Raw genomic sequence first — 15,473 nt, 5'->3', positions numbered from 1 at the left:
CACCGCCGACAGAGTCGGTGCCCCCGGTTAGGCTGGACCCCATGGAGTCCGCCGCGATCGTGCACGAGTTGCCGTGGGGCGACGTGTGGGGGCAGGACGAGGCGGTCGCGCAGCTGCAGGACGCGGCATCCGACCCCGCCTCGATGACCCACGCGTGGCTCATCACGGGACCTCCGGGCTCGGGCCGCTCCACCCTCGCCTACGCGTTCGCCGCCCGCCTCATCGCCGGCGATGGCGACGACGTTGACCACGTCATGAGGCAGGTGCTCGCCGGCACCCACCCCGACCTCACGGCGCTGCGCACCGAGGGCGTCATCATCTCGATCAAAGAAGCCCGGGCGCTCGTCGAGCGCTCGTACTTCTCGCCGTCCCTGGGGCGCTACCGGGTGCTCGTCGTCGAAGACGCCGACCGCATGACCGAGCGCACGTCCAACGTTCTGCTGAAGGCGCTCGAAGAGCCGCCGGAGCGCACGGTCTGGATCCTGTGCGCGCCGAGCGACGCCGACCTGCTTCCCACCATCCGGTCCCGGGTGCGCACGCTGCGGCTGCGCGACCCCGAGGTCGACGACGTCGCGCGCCTCATCGTGCAGCGAACCGGAGTCGACCCCGCCGTGGCGGAGCAGTCCGCCCGCCTGGCCCAGCGCCACATCGGCATGGCTCAGCGCCTGGCCACCGACGCTGCTTCCCGCACCCGCCGCGAGCAGATCCTGCGCGCGGTGCTGGGGGTTCGCGGGGTCGGCGACGCGGTGGAGATCGCCGGGCGTATCGTGCAGGCCGCCACCGAAGACGCCAAGGCGCTCACGGCCGAACGTGACGAGGCCGAGCGGGCGTCGCTGCTGCGCACCCTGGGTGTGCCGGAGGGGGCCGCGGTGCCCGCTTCGGTGCGTGGTCAGATCAATGCGCTCGAAGACGAGCAGAAGCGGCGGGCGACCCGCAGTCTGCGTGACGGCATCGACCGAGTGCTCACCGACCTGCAGTCGATGTACCGCGACACGCTCATGCTGCAGTTCGGCCGTGACGGCGACCTGATCAACCGCGAACTCGAGCAGGACCTGCGGGCCCTCGCCGCCGCGTGGACGAAGCAGCGCACCCTCACCGTGCTCGACCAGATCACCCTCACCCGCAGCAACCTCGAATTCAACGCCGCTCCGGTACTGGCGCTCGAGAGCATGCTCATCACCGTCGCAAGTGGAAGGACCCCGTGAGCATTCGCCGCCGCCTCCTCGTCGTCACTGCCGGCCTCGCCGCGCTGACCCTCAGCCTCACCGGCTGTCTCGCCGCGATGATCCCCGACGCGGCCGCGCCGCCCACGGTCGGCCCCAGCAAGCCGCCCGTCACCGACGGCATCTCCGAGGAGCTGCTGCCGTTCTACGAGCAGACGGTGGAGTGGGAGCCCTGCGAGGGCGCCGACGCGGGCTACTACGACTGCGCCACCGTGACCGCCCCGCTCGACTGGGAGAATCCGGATGCCGGCGAGATCGACCTCGCCGTGATCCGTCGCCACGCCGACTCCGGTGAGCCCATCGCGTCGCTGCTGACCAACCCCGGTGGGCCGGGCGCGAGCGGGCTGGAGCTCATCCGCGACTCTGCCGGCTTCGCCACGGGGGCCGCTCTCCGCGAGGCATACGACGTCATCGGATTCGACCCGCGCGGTGTGGGGGAGTCCACCGCGGTGCGCTGCCTCGACGCCGAGCAGATGGACGCATACCTCTACGACGTTCCCGCGAACCCGCGGGGCAGCGCCGAGTGGGAAGACGAGCTCACCGAACGCAACGCCGCCTTTGCCGAGGCGTGCGAGGCCAACAGCGGCGGCATCCTGCCCTACATCACGACGCTTCAGGCGGCCCGCGACCTCGACCTGCTGCGCGGGGTATTGGGCGATGAGCAGCTGCACTACCTCGGCTACTCGTACGGAACGTTCCTCGGCGCCACCTACGCCAAGCTCTTCCCCGAGCGCGTCGGCCGCCTCGTGCTCGACGGCGCCATCGACCCGGCCGTCTCGGGTCTCGAGGTCGGCACCACGCAGGGAGTGGGCTTCGAGTCCGCGCTGCGCGCCTACATGGCACAGTGCCTCGCGGGGCAGGACTGCCCGTTCCGCGGCACCGTCGACGATGCGATGGCCGACCTCGGCACCCTGTTGGCCAGCGTCGACGCGCGGCCGCTGCCCGCAGCGGACGGCCGGCAGCTGGGAGCGGACACGCTGCTGACGGCGATCATCGCGGCGCTGTACTCCCAGGACAGCTGGCCGTACCTGACCGCCGGACTCACCGACGCGCTCGAGGGAGACCCCGAGATCGCGATGCAGCTGGCCGACTTCTACAACGCCCGCCAGGGCGGTGTCTACCTCGACAACTCCACCGAGGCGTTCCGCGCATACAACTGCATGGACTACCCCGTGGGCGACGAGGCCGAAGACGCGGCGGCCGAGGCGCTGCTGGCGGCCGAAGCGCCCACCGTCGCACCCTACTGGAGCGGGCCCGACTCCTGCTCGGTGTGGCCGTATGAGCCCACCGGCGTGCGCGAGCCGATCACCGCCGAGGGAGCGGCCCCCATCGTGGTGGTCGGCACCACCAACGACCCCGCCACGCCGTACGAATGGTCGGTGTCGCTGGCGGACCAACTCGCCTCGGGCGTGCTGGTCACCCGCGTCGGTGAGGGGCACACCGGATACAACAAGGGCAACGCCTGCGTGGATGCCGCCGTCGAGTCCTACCTCGTGGACGGCACCGTGCCCGAAGACGGTCTGACCTGCGAGTGACGGGTCCGAGCGGTTCGCGAGCGCTCTTTTCAGCATGTAAGATCGATGATCGTGCGTAGCGAAAGCGAAGCGCGCCACCTTAGCTCAGACGGCAGAGCGATTCACTCGTAATGAATAGGTCAAGGGTTCGATTCCCTTAGGTGGCTCAGACCGACTGTGGGGCTCTTAGGGGCCCCACAGCCGTATCCGCAGAATGAGCGCAAGGGGGACTCGTGGACGTCGCGCTCGATGCGATCCTCGAGATCTTCTCGTGGGTCGGCCTCGGCGCCGGCGTCGTCGTCGGGGTGATCGCCGTTGTGCTCTGGGCCATCGACGGCTCGTGGCTTCCCGCCACGGGTGTGGTCGAGCACGAGGACGACGGCGTGGTGGTGCGGTGGTTCGATCATGATGGGGGAGTGGGGGCGGCCGCCGCCGGTCACGCCGAATCCGAGCGTCTGGCCGGGCTGCCCACCGCAGACATCTGGTACCGGGTCGGCGGGCGCGATCGTTTCCGGCTGACGAAGCACTCCCCGGCCGTGCGCGCCACCGCCTGGCTCGCCGCAGGCCTCGCCGCGCTGGGTGTCCTGGCATTCGCGGCATCCTGGATCCTGCTTTTCGCGGGCTGACCAGCGGAGTGGCGTTTCCGCAGATTGCTAGATAAGCTAGCAATATGGCAAATGAGCGAACGGTGCCGAAATGGCTCCGAATCGGCATCCCCGTGGTGCTGGTGCTGGTGTGGTTGGTCGGCGGCGCGATCGGCGGTCCCTACTTCGGCAAGGTCGACGAGGTGGCGGTCAATGACCGGTCGGCGTTCCTGCCGTCGAGCGCTGATGCGACGCAGGTCAATGAGCTGCTGCCGGCGTTCCTCGGTGATGACAGCGTGCCGGCGCTCGTGGTCATGTCCACCGACGACGGCGAGCTGACCGAGAGTCAGCTGACCGAGCTGAACGACCTGGCGGCGGGCATCGTCGATCTCGACGGCGTGGTGGGCGATGTGTCGCCTGCGGTGCCGTCGGAAGACGGCGAAGCCGTGCAGGTCTTCGTGCCGCTGGATGCCGAGGGCGAGGTCGCCGAGCTCGTCACCGAGCTGCGTGAGTACCTCGCCGACGGGGCGCCGTCGGGGGTGGACACCTTCGTGACCGGTCCGGCAGGGTTCTCGGCCGACCTGGTCGAGGGCTTCCTCGGTATCGACGGGTTGCTGCTGGGCGTCGCGCTGCTCGCCGTCTTCGTCATCTTGATCGTCGTGTACCGCTCGCCCCTCCTGCCGATCCTCGTGCTGCTGACCTCGGTGTTCGCGCTGTGCGTGGCGCTGCTGACGGTGTGGTGGCTCGCGAAGGCGGGCATCGTCGTGCTGAACGGTCAGGTCCAGGGGATCCTCTTCATTCTCGTCATCGGTGCCGCCACCGACTATGCGCTGCTGTATGTGGCGCGCTTCCGTGAGGCGATCGCCACCGGCAGGAAGCGGTGGGACTCCACGATCACCGCGTGGCGCGGCGCATTCGAGCCCATCCTCGCCTCCGGCGGAACGGTCATCGCGGGGCTTCTGTGCCTGCTGCTGAGCGACCTCGCGACCAACCGCGCTCTGGGCCCGATCGCGTCCATCGGCATCGCGTTCGCCATGCTGTCGGCCCTCACCTTCCTTCCGGCCCTGCTCGCCCTCACCGGGCGCGCGGCGTTCTGGCCGTTCGCCCCGAAGCCCGGCGCCCTCGGCGTGCCCGAGGACTTCTCCCGCCCGGTCAAGGGCCTCTGGCCCCGTCAGGCGCGCTTCGTCGCCCGCCACCCGCGCGCGGTGTGGATCGTCTCGACGGTGGTGCTGCTGGCCGCGTGCGTCGGTGCTCTCCAGCTGAAGGCCGACGGCGTGCCCTCGAGCGAGCTCGTGCTCGGCACCTCGCAGGCCCGCGACGGACAGGCTGAGCTCGCCGAGCACTTCCCTGCCGGTTCCGGCAGCCCGGTGTACGTGATCGCCCCCGAGGACGACCTCACCGCGGCCGTCGAGGTGCTCAGCGACACCGACGGGATCGACTCGATCGCCGTGGCATCCGAGGATTCGCCCAACGGTCAGGCCGTCGTCGAGTTCGAGGGCGGTGAGGCGGTCATCAGTGCCTTCGGTCCTCCCGGAACCGCGGCACCCGAGCCGACCGTCGCCGAGGGCGACGTGCTGCTCATCGGGACGCTCGCCGACGCGGCCGACTCCGTCGCCGCCGAGGACGTCGTGCGCGACCTGCGCGTGCAGCTGTCCGACGACGTGGGCACGGACGTGCTCGTGGGTGGCGAGACCGCGACCGACATCGACACCAATGACACGTCGATCCGTGACCGCACGCTGATCATCCCGATCATCCTCGTGGTGATCCTGCTGATCCTCATCGCACTGCTGCGGTCGCTGCTGGCGCCGATCCTGCTGATCGGCACGGTGATCCTGTCGTTCGGCTCGGCCCTCGGAGTGAGCGCGCTGGTGTTCAACGGCATCTTCGACTTCCCCGGCGCCGACCCGGCCGTGCCGCTCTACGGATTCGTGTTCCTCGTGGCGCTGGGCATCGACTACAACATCTTCCTGATGACGCGCGTGCGGGAGGAGTCTCTGAAGTACGGAACGAGGCTCGGCATCCTGCGGGGGCTCGTGGCCACGGGCGGGGTGATCACCTCTGCCGGTCTCGTGCTGGCGGCCACCTTCGCCGCCCTGGGAGTCATCCCGATCCTGTTCCTGGCGCAGCTGGCGTTCATCGTCGCGTTCGGTGTGCTGCTCGACACGTTCGTGGTGCGCTCACTGCTGGTGCCGGCTCTGTCGTTCGACATCGGCCGTGCGATCTGGTGGCCGTCGAAGCTGTGGCGCAACGACCCGGGCGGTTCGCGCCGGCTGGCGATGAGTCCCAGCGAGGGTGGTCCCGTCGCGGCTCCCGCGCGGGGGAGTGCGCGCCCTGGGGATGACGACCTGGCAGCGGTCGCGGTCGACACCGCCGCGGGCGTGGGCGCCGCCGAGCACGAGGGGGTGGCCGCGGTTGCCGTCGACACCGCCGCCGGCGTCCGCGCCGTCGAGCAGAAGGTCGCCAAAACGGGCGAGCGGTCGGTGACGCGGCGGTCGCTGCGCCGGCGCTGACCCTGGCGACGTTGTGCACGAGGGGCCGCGGCTGATGCCGTGGCCCCTCGGGCGTTCCCGGCGGGCGCGGCGCTGACGCCGGCACGCCCGGCGGGCGCGGCGCTGCCCGGCAGGCGCGCCGCTGCCCGGCAGAGGAGATCTGCCGGAATGAGGATGGATGCCGGGATTCCATCCGCATGTCGGCAGATCGCCGCATCTCGGCGACGGGATGCCGGGATTCCATCCGCATGTCGGCAGATCTCCGCATCTCGGCGACGGTGGGCCGTGGCGAGCCCGTCGCGGGCGACAGCCGTGCACAACGTCGCCGGTCGGGCCGCGAAACCCCTCAGGCGGCGGCCGAGATCCCCGTGCGCGGCCGCAATGGCGACGTTATGCACGCAGGGGCCGCGGCTGATGCCGTGGCCCCTCGTGGTGCTGCCGGCGGCACGCGACCGGTCGGCGTAGGCTCGGCGCATGGGTAAGGCGCTGTTCATCGTCGACGTGCAGAACGACTTCACCGAGGGTGGGGCGCTCGGGGTCGCCGGGGGTGACGCGGTCGCGGCCGCGATCAGCCGGCACCTGGCCGCCTCCGCAGATCAGTACGCACTGATCGTCGCCTCGCGCGACTGGCACGACGCCGACGGTGACAACGGCGGACACTTCGCCGCCGGCGAGCCCGACTTCGTCGACACCTGGCCCGTGCACTGCGTAGCCGGCACCGAAGGTGCCGAGTACGACCCCGGCCTGGTCACCGATGCCGTCACCCACCACGTGAAGAAGGGGCAGGGCGCTCCGGCGTACTCGCTGTTCGAGGGCACGACCGATGACGGCGACACCGTGGCGGACCTGCTGACCGAGCGTGGCATCCTCGACGCCGATGTCGTCGGCATCGCGACGGACTACTGCGTGCGCGCCTCGGCACTGGATGCCATCGACCACGGTCTGCGCGTGCGGGTGCTGACCGACCTGGTCGCCGGTGTCGCCCCCGCCACCAGCGACGCCGCGCTGGCCGAATTGGCCCACGCCGGCGCAGAACTGGCCGAGTCGGGAGCCTGAGCCTCAGGTCGAGGGCGGCTCGTCGTCGAGCATCTCGGGATGGTTGCGCAGCCGCAGCAGGCTCCACGCCAACCCGCCCCACAGCACCCCCATCGACAGGACGAGGAAGCTGATCGCGGTCGGGGTCATCGGCTGGCCTTTCTCTCGTCGCGCTGCTGGAGCGCGCGCTGCCTGTCGGCCTGCACCTCTCGGGCGAGCTGCTCGGTGTCATCCGGCTCGGTCGTCAGCGCGCCCGGGCGCCGGTACGTGCCGAGGCTCAGCACCCCGCTGAGCACGGCCAGCACGGCCAGCACGCCCCATCCGGCGACCCCCAGGAACCAGGTGGGCAGGCCGCCGTAGCCGTCGACGATGTATCCGTACGCGCCCGTGATGAGGATGACGGTGAGGATCACCGGCGTCACCACCGTCACCATGACGCGCCAGAGCGGACCCACCCGCAGCGACGACACCGCGTTGAGGTGGCGGGCGAGCTCCGGCCCCTTGCGCCCCACGATGACCACGAGCAGGAGGGTGAGGATCGCCGACAGCACCACGCCGATGTTGTTCACGAAGGCGTCGACCACGTCGAGCGTGTACAGGCCGCTCGACGTGGCGAACAGCAGGATCGACGGCACGGCGGTGGCGATGCCGAGGGCGACGCCCGCTCGCCGCGTGCTCCACCCGGTCTTGTCCTGCACCGCCGAGGACTGCACCTGCAGGATCGACAGCAGCGAGCTGAACCCGGCGAGCACCAGGGCGACGAAGAAGAGCACCCCGATGATCTGCCCGCCGGGCATCTGCGACAGCAGTGTCGGGTAGGTCATGAACGCCAGCCCCACACCCTGAATGCTCTCCAGCTCGTCGATGGTGCTGCCCTGCGCCGACGCGAGAAAGCCGAGGGTCGCGAACACGCCGATGCCGGCCAGCAGCTCGAAGCTCGTGTTCGAGAACGCCACCACCAGGCCCGACCCGGTGAGGTCGCTCTTACGACGCAGATACGACGAGTAGGTCAGCATGATGCCGAAGGCGATGGAGAACGAGAAGAAGATGTGCCCGTAGGCCGCGATCCACACGGCCGGGTCCGCCAGGGCCGCCCAGCTGGGGGTGAAGAAGGCGTTGAGTCCGTCGACGGCGCCGGGGAGGAACAGGGCGTAGACGACGATCGCGGTGAAGCTCACTGCCAGCAACGGCAGGGTCACGCGGTTGACCCGGTCGATACCCCGGCGGATGCCGAGGGCCAGGGCCACCACGGCCGTCAGCCACACCAGCACGAGCGGGATGAGCACGGCGGGTGCGAAGTCGAACGTGAAGCCGACGGTCTCGGGCCGCCGCAGGTGCTCGGAGAGGAAGAAGTCGACGGCATCCTCACCCCACGCCAGGGTGACGGCGTAGACGGCGTAGGCGAGTGCCCAGGCGATGACGACGGCGTAGTAGATGCAGATGACGTAGCAGAGCCCGACCTGCCACCAGCCGAGCGGCTCGAATCGGCGGTTGATGCGCCGGAACGCCAGCGGAGCCGACGCGCGGTAGCGGTGGCCGATGGCGTAATCGAGGAACAGGATGGGCAGGCCCGCCGTGACGAACGCGATGAGGTACGGCAGCAGGAAGGCGCCGCCGCCGTTCTCGTACGCGACGCCGGGGAAGCGCCAGATGTTGCCGAGGCCGATCGCCGAAGACACGGCGGCGATGATGAAGGCGCTGCGGCCGCTCCAGGTCTCACGGTGCACAGGTGGGGTGGCGCTCATCCCGGGATTCTAAAAGTTCGGATGCCGCGACGCACCCCGGGCGACCTGCCACGTCATGCGGTATACGCACGGCACCCGGCGGCGGGCGCAACAGCGCCGCCTGCCCCGTGGTGCATGATGAAAAGGCATCGGATGGGGGTCCGCAGTGACGACAGAGCAGCCGCACGCAGATGCGCTCGACGACTTCAGCGAGCTGATTCGCCACGAGCAGGAGTTCGCCGGCCGCCGTTCGGGGCGGGAGATCGATCCGGATGCCCGGCGCACACGGCGGCGCCGGCGGCTGTGGGTGACCGCCGCGGTGCTGGTCCTCCTGCTGGCGGGAGGCGGCGGCTACGGCGGCTGGGCGCTGACCGCACCCCTCGCCGAACCGGTCGCCGCCACGCAGGTCCCCGAGGTCGCCGCACCGCCTGCGGCCGACATCGTGCTGCCGCCGGACGGCGCGTCGGCCATCGCCATCTCGGGCGCCGCCGATTACCTCGGCACCGAGGACGGCACCATCTGGGCGACCACCGGCACCGAAGAGCCCCGCCCCATCGCCAGCATCACGAAGCTGATCACCGCGCTGGTCGTGCTCGACGCCTATCCTCTGGCGGATGCCGCAGACCCCGGACCCACCCTGACCTTCGACCGTGCCGACCACGCGCTCTACGACAAGTACTACGTGATGGGCGCGACCATCGCCGCCATGCCGATCGGCAGCTCGATGTCGCTGCACGACGCGCTCGCGACGATGCTGATCCCGTCGGCGTGCAACTACGCCGAGGCCGTCGCCGGCTGGGCGTTCGGGTCGCAGGGCGCATTCCTGCGGGCGGCGCGGGACTGGCTCGCGCTGAACGGGCTGACGCAGACGACGATCGTCGAGCCGACCGGCATCGACCCGCGCAACACGAGTACGCCGGGCGACATGATCACCCTCGGCCGCATCGCGGCGGCGCACCCGACCGTCGCCGAGATCGCCGCGACGGGAGGGCTGTCGCTCCCCGGACCGGGACGGATGAACAACACCAACTCCCTGCTCGGCCAGAGCGGCATCACTGGACTGAAGACCGGCACCCTCGACCCCGGCGGCAGCAACCTGCTCTACACCGCGCGCCTCGACGTCGGCATCGGCGCGCCCCTCGACATCGTGGGCGTCCTCCTCGGCGCCAGCTCGCGCGCCGCCGTCAACCACAGCGTGCCCACCCTGCTCGAGAGCATCGCGGGCGGGTTCACCGAGGTGACCGTCGCGCGCCGCGGCCAGGAGGTGGGTTCCTTCTCGACCCCGTGGGACGGCGCCGCGCGCATGGTCCTGGGGGAGGAGGCCTCGCTGCTGGTCTGGTCGGACACGCCCATCCTCACGACGATGCAGACCTCGACCCCCACGACCAGGGAGGACGGCGAGGTGATCGGCAGTGCCACCTGGACCGCGGGTCCGCACACCGCGACCGTCCCGGTCGAGTTCGACGGCGCCATCGCGCCGCCGACGTCGTGGTGGCGCCTGACGAACCCGGGCGAACTCGGCTAGCGGGCGCGAGGGCCACAGGGCTACTTGCGCAGGTGGTGACGCGAGACGCTGTTCACCCACGCGACGAACTGGCGGGCCTGCAGCCCGAACGCGGGGCTGACCGGTGCCACCCAGAACTGCTCAGGACCGTCGATCGACAGATAGAACTCGCGGCGATCGACCTTCTTGCGGAGCATGGCGCCCGTGATCATCCCTACCGGGCCGAAGAGCAGTCCGCCTGCCGCCGCGCGGGTCAGAGTGGATCGCTCGCCGATCTCGCCGGCAGTTTCGAACGATGCCACCACGCCGGCGATGGGCTGGCTGAGGTCACCGTAGAAGATCCACTCGCCCGCGACGGTGATTCCCGAGAACGTGTGGTGTTCCGCCAGAAACTGCGCACGCTGGGTCCAGGCATCCCCATCCCACCAGCGCAGGCGGCCACGTCCGTCGTCGTACCACCCCATCGGCTGCCGCGCGGCGGGGTTCGACGTGTGCAGCTCGACCGTGGAGCCGCTCATGTCGGCGTAGTCGTCGGTCCAGGCGTCGCCGTCCCACCAGCGCTGGTAGCCCGCCCCGTCGTCGTACCATCCCGCTTCCGCGTTCCCCATGCGCAGATCGTAGCCACTGCCGTCGTCTCAGCCACCCCAGGATGCCGCGCATCAGGCTTGGCCGAAATGAGGGGATCTGCCGAAACGAGGGCGGATGCCGCGCTTTTGCCCTCATCCGGGAGGATCTCCGCATCTCGGCCGATTGCTGGCGACTGGCTTGCGCGGGCGCGGCGAGCTGCAGACTTGGCCGAAATGAGGGGATCTGCCGAAACGAGGGCGGATGCCGCGTTTTGGCCCTCATTCGGGAGGATCTCCGCATGTCGGACACCCCGCAGACGCACGAACGCCGCGGCAGCCGGAAACCGGCCACCGCGGCGCTGTGCGGGTACGCGCGGGCGTCAGCGCCCGGTCGGCGGCAGCTTGTCCACGCCGTGCCGGTTGGGCTTGCCCGGCTCCGCGGCCGTCGCCGGCGTGACGTCGGCGGTGTCCGCGTGGCCGGTGTCGGGGTACTCGGGCTCTTCGACCTCGATCGCCTTGTCCCGCTCGTCGGCCGGCGGCAGATGGTCAAGGGGCTGCTTGATGTCATCTCGATCGCTCATGGCCCCATGATGCGACGACGGATGCCGCGCCCCCAAGGGGTTGCCGGGCCCACCCGATCCGTGGCACTGGGGCGCCGCGGCCAGGCAGAGAAGGACCGCGGCGTGAGGGAACCGTAAGGATCCGCAGCACCCCCGTATGGGTTGCGTGAGGACGGGCATCGGGGCATGCCGGCAGGAGTTGGATCGCACTGCGCCCGCGAATGAGGGCGTGCGATCAGCGTGCGCGCTGACGCCGTCCTTCAGATGGAGCCTGCTGTGCTTGACCTCGTCTACGTGCTGGGCACGATCGCCCTGTTCGTCGTCGTCGGACTGCTGGGGAAGGCGGTGGAGAAGCTGTGATCGTGTTCCAGCTGCTCGCCGGCATCCTCGGTGTCGCGGCGATCGTGTACCTCGTGTTCGCCCTCGTGAAACCGGAGCGGTTCTGATGGCGTGGGTGTCGGCCCTGCTGTCGATCGCCACTGTCGCCGTCGTCCTCGGCCTGCTCTACCGCCCCTTCGGCGACTACATGGCCTGGGTCTACACCTCGCCGAAGGACACCCGGGTCGAAGCCGGCGTCTACCGGGTGATCGGCATCGACGCGAAGGCCGAGCAGACCTGGCCGGCGTACCTGCGAGCGGTGCTGGCCTTCTCGGCCGTCGGACTGCTCATCGTCTACGGCCTGCAGCGGCTGCAGCAGTGGCTGCCGTACTCCCTCGGGTTGCCGGTGCCCAGCGAGCACCTGTCGTTCAACACCGCGGCGTCGTTCGTCGGCAACACGAACTGGCAGTCGTACTCGCCGGAGCTCACCCTCGGCTACACCGTGCAGGCGCTGGGCCTGGTGGTGCAGAACTTCGTCTCCGCGGGCGTGGGCATGGCGGTCGCCATCGCCCTGGTGCGCGGCTTCGCGGCACGCCGGTCGGGCACGCTCGGCAACTTCTGGGTGGACCTCACCCGCGGCACACTGCGCATCCTGCTGCCGCTCGCCGCGCTCGCCGCGGTCGTGCTGCTGATCGGCGGGGTGGTGCAGAACGTCAACGGTTTCACCGAGGTCACCACGCTCGCCGGCGCGACGCAGTCGATCCCCGGCGGCCCTGTGGCCTCGCAAGAGGCCATCAAGCTGCTCGGCACCAACGGCGGCGGATTCTTCAACGCCAACTCGTCGCATCCGTTCGAGAACCCGAACGCGTGGACCAACGTCTTCGAGGTGCTCCTCATGCTCGTCATCCCGTTCGCGCTGCCGCGCACGTTCGGCCGCATCGTGGGTGACAACCGCCAGGGGTACGCGATCCTCGGCGTCATGGCGACGCTGTACCTGGCATCGTTCGCGCTGCTGACCGCCTTCGAGACCGCCGGCAACGGCACCGCGCCGCAGCTGGCGGGAGCGGCGATGGAGGGCAAGGAGCAGCGCTTCGGCATCATCGGCTCGACGCTCTTCGCCACCACGAGCACCGGCACCTCCACCGGCGCGGTCAACTCCATGCACGACTCGTACACGGCGCTCGGCGGCATGATGCCGATGCTCAACATGATGCTCGGCGAGGTCTCGCCCGGCGGAGTGGGGTCGGGGCTCTACGCGATCCTCGTACTCGCGATCATCGGCGTGTTCATCGCCGGTCTGCTGATCGGCCGCACCCCCGAGTACCTCGGCAAGAAGATCGGGCCGCGCGAGATCAAGCTCGCCGCCCTCACGATCCTCGTCATGCCGACCCTCGTCCTCACCGGCACCGCGCTGAGCTTCGCCCTCCCCGGCATCCGCGAAGAGATGGAGTCCACGTCGATCTGGAATCCCGGCATCCACGGCATGAGCGAAGTGCTCTACGCCTTCACATCCGCCGCCAACAACAACGGGTCGGCCTTCGCCGGACTCACCGCCAACACACCGTGGCTGAACACGGCGCTGGGGGTCGTGATCCTGCTCGGCCGCTTCGTGCCGATCGTGTTCGTGCTGGCGCTCGCCGGCTCGCTCGCGGCGCAGGACTCCGTGCCGACGACCGCCGGAACGCTCCCCACCCACCGCCCGCTGTTCGTCGGGCTGCTCAGCACCGTCACCGTTCTCGTGACGGCGCTCACCTTCTTTCCCGTTCTCGCGCTGGGTCCCCTGGCGGAAGGGCTGATCTGATGATGTCCACATTGACCACCGCGCGTCCCGAGACCGCGCCCACGCCTGCACCGCAGCGCGGGTTCTCGCCGGCGCAGGTGCGTGCCGCCGTGCCGGGCGCGTTCCGCAAGCTCGACCCGCGCCTGCAGTGGCACAACCCGGTCATGTTCCTGGTGTGGGTCGGCGCCGCCCTCACCACCCTGCTGGCCATCGCGGAGCCGTTTATCGGGGGACCGGCGCCCTCGGGCGGCACCCCGGTGCCGTGGTCGTTCACGTGGGCGATCGCCGTCTGGCTGTGGCTGACCGTGCTGTTCGCGAACCTCGCCGAATCGGTCGCCGAGGGGCGCGGCAAGGCGCAGGCCGAGAGCCTGCGCAAGACCCGCACCAGTACGACGGCGCGGCGGGTGGATGCCTACGATCCGCTCACCGATCCCGCGGCCGAGCGGTCCGCCACGACCGATGTCGCCTCGGCCGACCTGCGCCTCGGCGACATCGTGGTGGTCTCGCCTCCCGAGCTCATCCCCGGTGACGGCGACATCGTGTGGGGCATCGCCTCGGTCGACGAATCCGCGATCACGGGGGAGTCCGCCCCCGTCGTGCGGGAGTCCGGCGGCGACCGCTCGGCCGTCACCGGCGGCACCCGCGTGCTGTCGGACCGCATCGTGGTGAAGATCACGTCCAAGCCCGGTGAGACATTCGTCGACCGCATGATCGCCCTGGTCGAGGGCGCCGCCCGCCAGAAGACGCCGAACGAGATCGCGCTCAGCATTCTGCTGGCGGGCTTGTCGATCATGTTCGTCGTCGTCGCGCTCACCCTGAACCCGATCGCGTCTTATGCCGCCGCCCCGGTGAGCGTGCCGGTGCTGGTGGCGCTGCTGGTCTGCCTCATCCCGACCACGATCGGCGCGCTCCTGAGCGCCATCGGCATCGCCGGCATGGACCGGCTCGTGCAGCGCAACGTGCTCGCCATGTCAGGCCGGGCGGTCGAAGCGGCCGGCGACGTGACCACCCTGCTGCTCGACAAGACCGGCACCATCACCTACGGAAACCGGCGGGCGAGCGCGTTCCTGCCGGTCGGCGACGTGCCGGCGCCCGAGCTCATCCGCACCGCGGCGCTGTCGTCGCTGGCTGACCCCACCCCCGAGGGGGCGTCGATCGTCGAGCTCGCCCGGGCGAAGGGCATCGACGTCGGCACGACGGCGCCGGGCGACATCGTGCCGTTCACCGCGCAGACCCGCATGTCGGGCCTGGACACCCCCGACGGCATCCGCATCCGCAAGGGCGCCGCCTCGGCGATCGTGGCCTGGCTCGAGGCCGAGGGGCAGGCACCCAGCGCGGCGGACCGCACTGAGATGACCGCCGCCGTCGAGCGGATCTCGCAGACCGGTGGCACCCCGCTCGTGGTCGCCACGAGCACCCCGGATGCCGGGTCGCGCCTGCTCGGCGTCGTGCACCTGAAGGACGTGGTCAAGGAGGGGCTGCCGGCGAAGTTCGCCGAGCTGCGCTCGATGGGCATCCGCACCGTGATGATCACCGGCGACAACCCGCTGACGGCGGCCGCGATCGCGGCCGAGGCGGGGGTCGACGACTTCCTGGCCGAGGCGACCCCCGAGGACAAGCTCGCGTACATCCGCGCCGAGCAGCAGGGCGGGCGGCTCGTCGCGATGACGGGGGACGGCACCAACGACGCCCCCGCGCTCGCGCAGGCCGACGTCGGCGTGGCGATGAACTCGGGCACGTCGGCGGCGAAAGAGGCCGGCAACATGGTCGACCTCGACTCCGACCCGTCGAAGCTCATCGACATCGTGCGCATCGGCAAGCAGCTGCTCATCACGCGCGGGGCGCTGACGACGTTCTCCATCGCCAACGACATCGCCAAGTACTTCGCGATCATCCCGGCGATGTTCCTCGGCGTGTTCCCGCAGCTCGCGGCGCTGAACATCATGGGGCTGCACTCACCGGCATCCGCCGTGCTCTCGGCGATCATCTTCAACGCGATCGTGATCGTCTTCCTCATTCCGCTCGCCTTGCGCGGCGTGGCCTACCGCCCCGGCGGGGCGTCGCAGACGCTGGGGCGCAACCTCGCCGTCTACGGGCTCGGCGGCATCATCGCCCCCTTCATCGGCATCTGGCTCATCGACCTCGTCGTGCGCCTCATCCCCGGCTTCTGACC

General features: G+C 70.2%; 13 protein-coding genes and 1 tRNA gene. 10 read left to right on the top strand and 4 right to left on the bottom strand.

Annotated elements, in window-relative coordinates:
* The first annotated feature begins 41 nt into the window (after positions 1 to 41).
* From QNO21_RS10900 to QNO21_RS10875, 6 genes are all read left to right on the top strand, one after another.
* A complete protein-coding gene (locus QNO21_RS10900) occupies positions 42 to 1,205 on the top strand; it encodes a DNA polymerase III subunit delta' (protein ID WP_257517949.1) in 1,164 nt (387 codons plus the stop codon).
* The gene (locus tag QNO21_RS10895; protein WP_257517948.1) at positions 1,202 to 2,758 is read left to right on the top strand and encodes an alpha/beta hydrolase; all 1,557 of its coding nucleotides are present in this window, start codon (positions 1,202 to 1,204) and stop codon (positions 2,756 to 2,758) included. The genes QNO21_RS10900 and QNO21_RS10895 overlap by 4 nt, the downstream gene beginning before the upstream one ends.
* 73 nt (positions 2,759 to 2,831) lie before the next feature.
* A tRNA-Thr gene (locus QNO21_RS10890) sits at positions 2,832 to 2,904 on the top strand.
* 66 nt (positions 2,905 to 2,970) lie between these two features.
* A complete protein-coding gene (locus QNO21_RS10885; RefSeq protein WP_257517947.1) occupies positions 2,971 to 3,363 on the top strand; it encodes a hypothetical protein in 393 nt (130 codons plus the stop codon).
* A gap of 44 nt (positions 3,364 to 3,407) precedes the next feature.
* Complete coding sequence (locus tag QNO21_RS10880) at positions 3,408 to 5,834, top strand: MMPL family transporter (protein WP_257517946.1); 2,427 nt, start codon at positions 3,408 to 3,410, stop codon at positions 5,832 to 5,834.
* Between the two features lie 453 nt (positions 5,835 to 6,287).
* Positions 6,288 to 6,869: an isochorismatase family protein gene (locus QNO21_RS10875; protein ID WP_257517945.1), complete on the top strand. Its 582-nt coding sequence runs from the start codon at positions 6,288 to 6,290 to the stop codon at positions 6,867 to 6,869.
* A 3-nt stretch (positions 6,870 to 6,872) separates the two neighbouring features.
* Here QNO21_RS10875 and QNO21_RS10870 read toward each other — a convergent pair whose 3' ends face one another.
* Both QNO21_RS10870 and QNO21_RS10865 read right to left on the bottom strand, forming a co-directional pair.
* Positions 6,873 to 6,998: a methionine/alanine import family NSS transporter small subunit gene (locus tag QNO21_RS10870; protein WP_257517944.1), complete on the bottom strand. Its 126-nt coding sequence runs from the start codon at positions 6,996 to 6,998 to the stop codon at positions 6,873 to 6,875.
* Complete coding sequence (locus QNO21_RS10865) at positions 6,995 to 8,593, bottom strand: sodium-dependent transporter (protein WP_257517943.1); 1,599 nt, start codon at positions 8,591 to 8,593, stop codon at positions 6,995 to 6,997. The genes QNO21_RS10870 and QNO21_RS10865 overlap by 4 nt, the downstream gene beginning before the upstream one ends.
* Before the next feature lie 145 nt (positions 8,594 to 8,738).
* Between QNO21_RS10865 and QNO21_RS10860 the strand changes: the two genes are divergently transcribed.
* Positions 8,739 to 10,097, top strand: a complete 1,359-nt coding sequence (locus tag QNO21_RS10860) for a D-alanyl-D-alanine carboxypeptidase family protein (protein ID WP_257517942.1) — start codon at positions 8,739 to 8,741, stop codon at positions 10,095 to 10,097.
* A gap of 20 nt (positions 10,098 to 10,117) precedes the next feature.
* On the opposite strand, the gene QNO21_RS10855 is transcribed toward QNO21_RS10860, so the two are convergent.
* The gene (locus QNO21_RS10855; protein ID WP_257517941.1) at positions 10,118 to 10,684 is read right to left on the bottom strand and encodes a DUF2510 domain-containing protein; all 567 of its coding nucleotides are present in this window, start codon (positions 10,682 to 10,684) and stop codon (positions 10,118 to 10,120) included.
* Positions 10,685 to 11,022: 338 nt separating this feature from the next.
* Positions 11,023 to 11,223, bottom strand: a complete 201-nt coding sequence (locus tag QNO21_RS10850) for a hypothetical protein (protein WP_257495480.1) — start codon at positions 11,221 to 11,223, stop codon at positions 11,023 to 11,025.
* 335 nt (positions 11,224 to 11,558) lie between these two features.
* On the opposite strand from QNO21_RS10850, the gene QNO21_RS10845 reads away from it, so the two are divergent.
* From QNO21_RS10845 to kdpB, 3 genes are read left to right on the top strand one after another with little or no spacing between them, the layout of a single operon-like run.
* Positions 11,559 to 11,648: a potassium-transporting ATPase subunit F gene (locus QNO21_RS10845; RefSeq protein WP_257495481.1), complete on the top strand. Its 90-nt coding sequence runs from the start codon at positions 11,559 to 11,561 to the stop codon at positions 11,646 to 11,648.
* The gene (gene kdpA, locus QNO21_RS10840; RefSeq protein WP_257517940.1) at positions 11,648 to 13,321 is read left to right on the top strand and encodes a potassium-transporting ATPase subunit KdpA; all 1,674 of its coding nucleotides are present in this window, start codon (positions 11,648 to 11,650) and stop codon (positions 13,319 to 13,321) included. The genes QNO21_RS10845 and kdpA overlap by 1 nt, the downstream gene beginning before the upstream one ends.
* Positions 13,322 to 13,323: 2 nt before the next feature.
* Complete coding sequence (kdpB, locus tag QNO21_RS10835; protein ID WP_257518380.1) at positions 13,324 to 15,471, top strand: potassium-transporting ATPase subunit KdpB; 2,148 nt, start codon at positions 13,324 to 13,326, stop codon at positions 15,469 to 15,471.
* Positions 15,472 to 15,473 lie beyond the last annotated feature (2 nt).

The organism is Microbacterium sp. zg-Y818, assembly GCF_030246905.1.
Classification (GTDB): Bacteria; Actinomycetota; Actinomycetes; order Actinomycetales; family Microbacteriaceae; genus Microbacterium.
This window is presented reverse-complemented; position numbering and strand designations above follow the sequence as displayed.

What these genes read in the sequence shown, in the direction of transcription:
- QNO21_RS10900 (WP_257517949.1), top strand. Translation starts at nt 42, where the DNA reads ATGGAGTCCGCCGCGATCGTGCACGAGTTGCCGTGGGGCGACGTGTGG.
- QNO21_RS10880 (WP_257517946.1), top strand. Translation starts at nt 3,408, where the DNA reads ATGGCAAATGAGCGAACGGTGCCGAAATGGCTCCGAATCGGCATCCCC.
- QNO21_RS10875 (WP_257517945.1), top strand. Translation starts at nt 6,288, where the DNA reads ATGGGTAAGGCGCTGTTCATCGTCGACGTGCAGAACGACTTCACCGAG.
- QNO21_RS10870 (WP_257517944.1), bottom strand. Translation starts at nt 6,998, where the DNA reads ATGACCCCGACCGCGATCAGCTTCCTCGTCCTGTCGATGGGGGTGCTG.
- QNO21_RS10865 (WP_257517943.1), bottom strand. Translation starts at nt 8,593, where the DNA reads ATGAGCGCCACCCCACCTGTGCACCGTGAGACCTGGAGCGGCCGCAGC.
- QNO21_RS10855 (WP_257517941.1), bottom strand. Translation starts at nt 10,684, where the DNA reads ATGGGGAACGCGGAAGCGGGATGGTACGACGACGGGGCGGGCTACCAG.
- QNO21_RS10850 (WP_257495480.1), bottom strand. Translation starts at nt 11,223, where the DNA reads ATGAGCGATCGAGATGACATCAAGCAGCCCCTTGACCATCTGCCGCCG.
- kdpA (WP_257517940.1), top strand. Translation starts at nt 11,648, where the DNA reads ATGGCGTGGGTGTCGGCCCTGCTGTCGATCGCCACTGTCGCCGTCGTC.
- kdpB (WP_257518380.1), top strand. Translation starts at nt 13,324, where the DNA reads ATGTCCACATTGACCACCGCGCGTCCCGAGACCGCGCCCACGCCTGCA.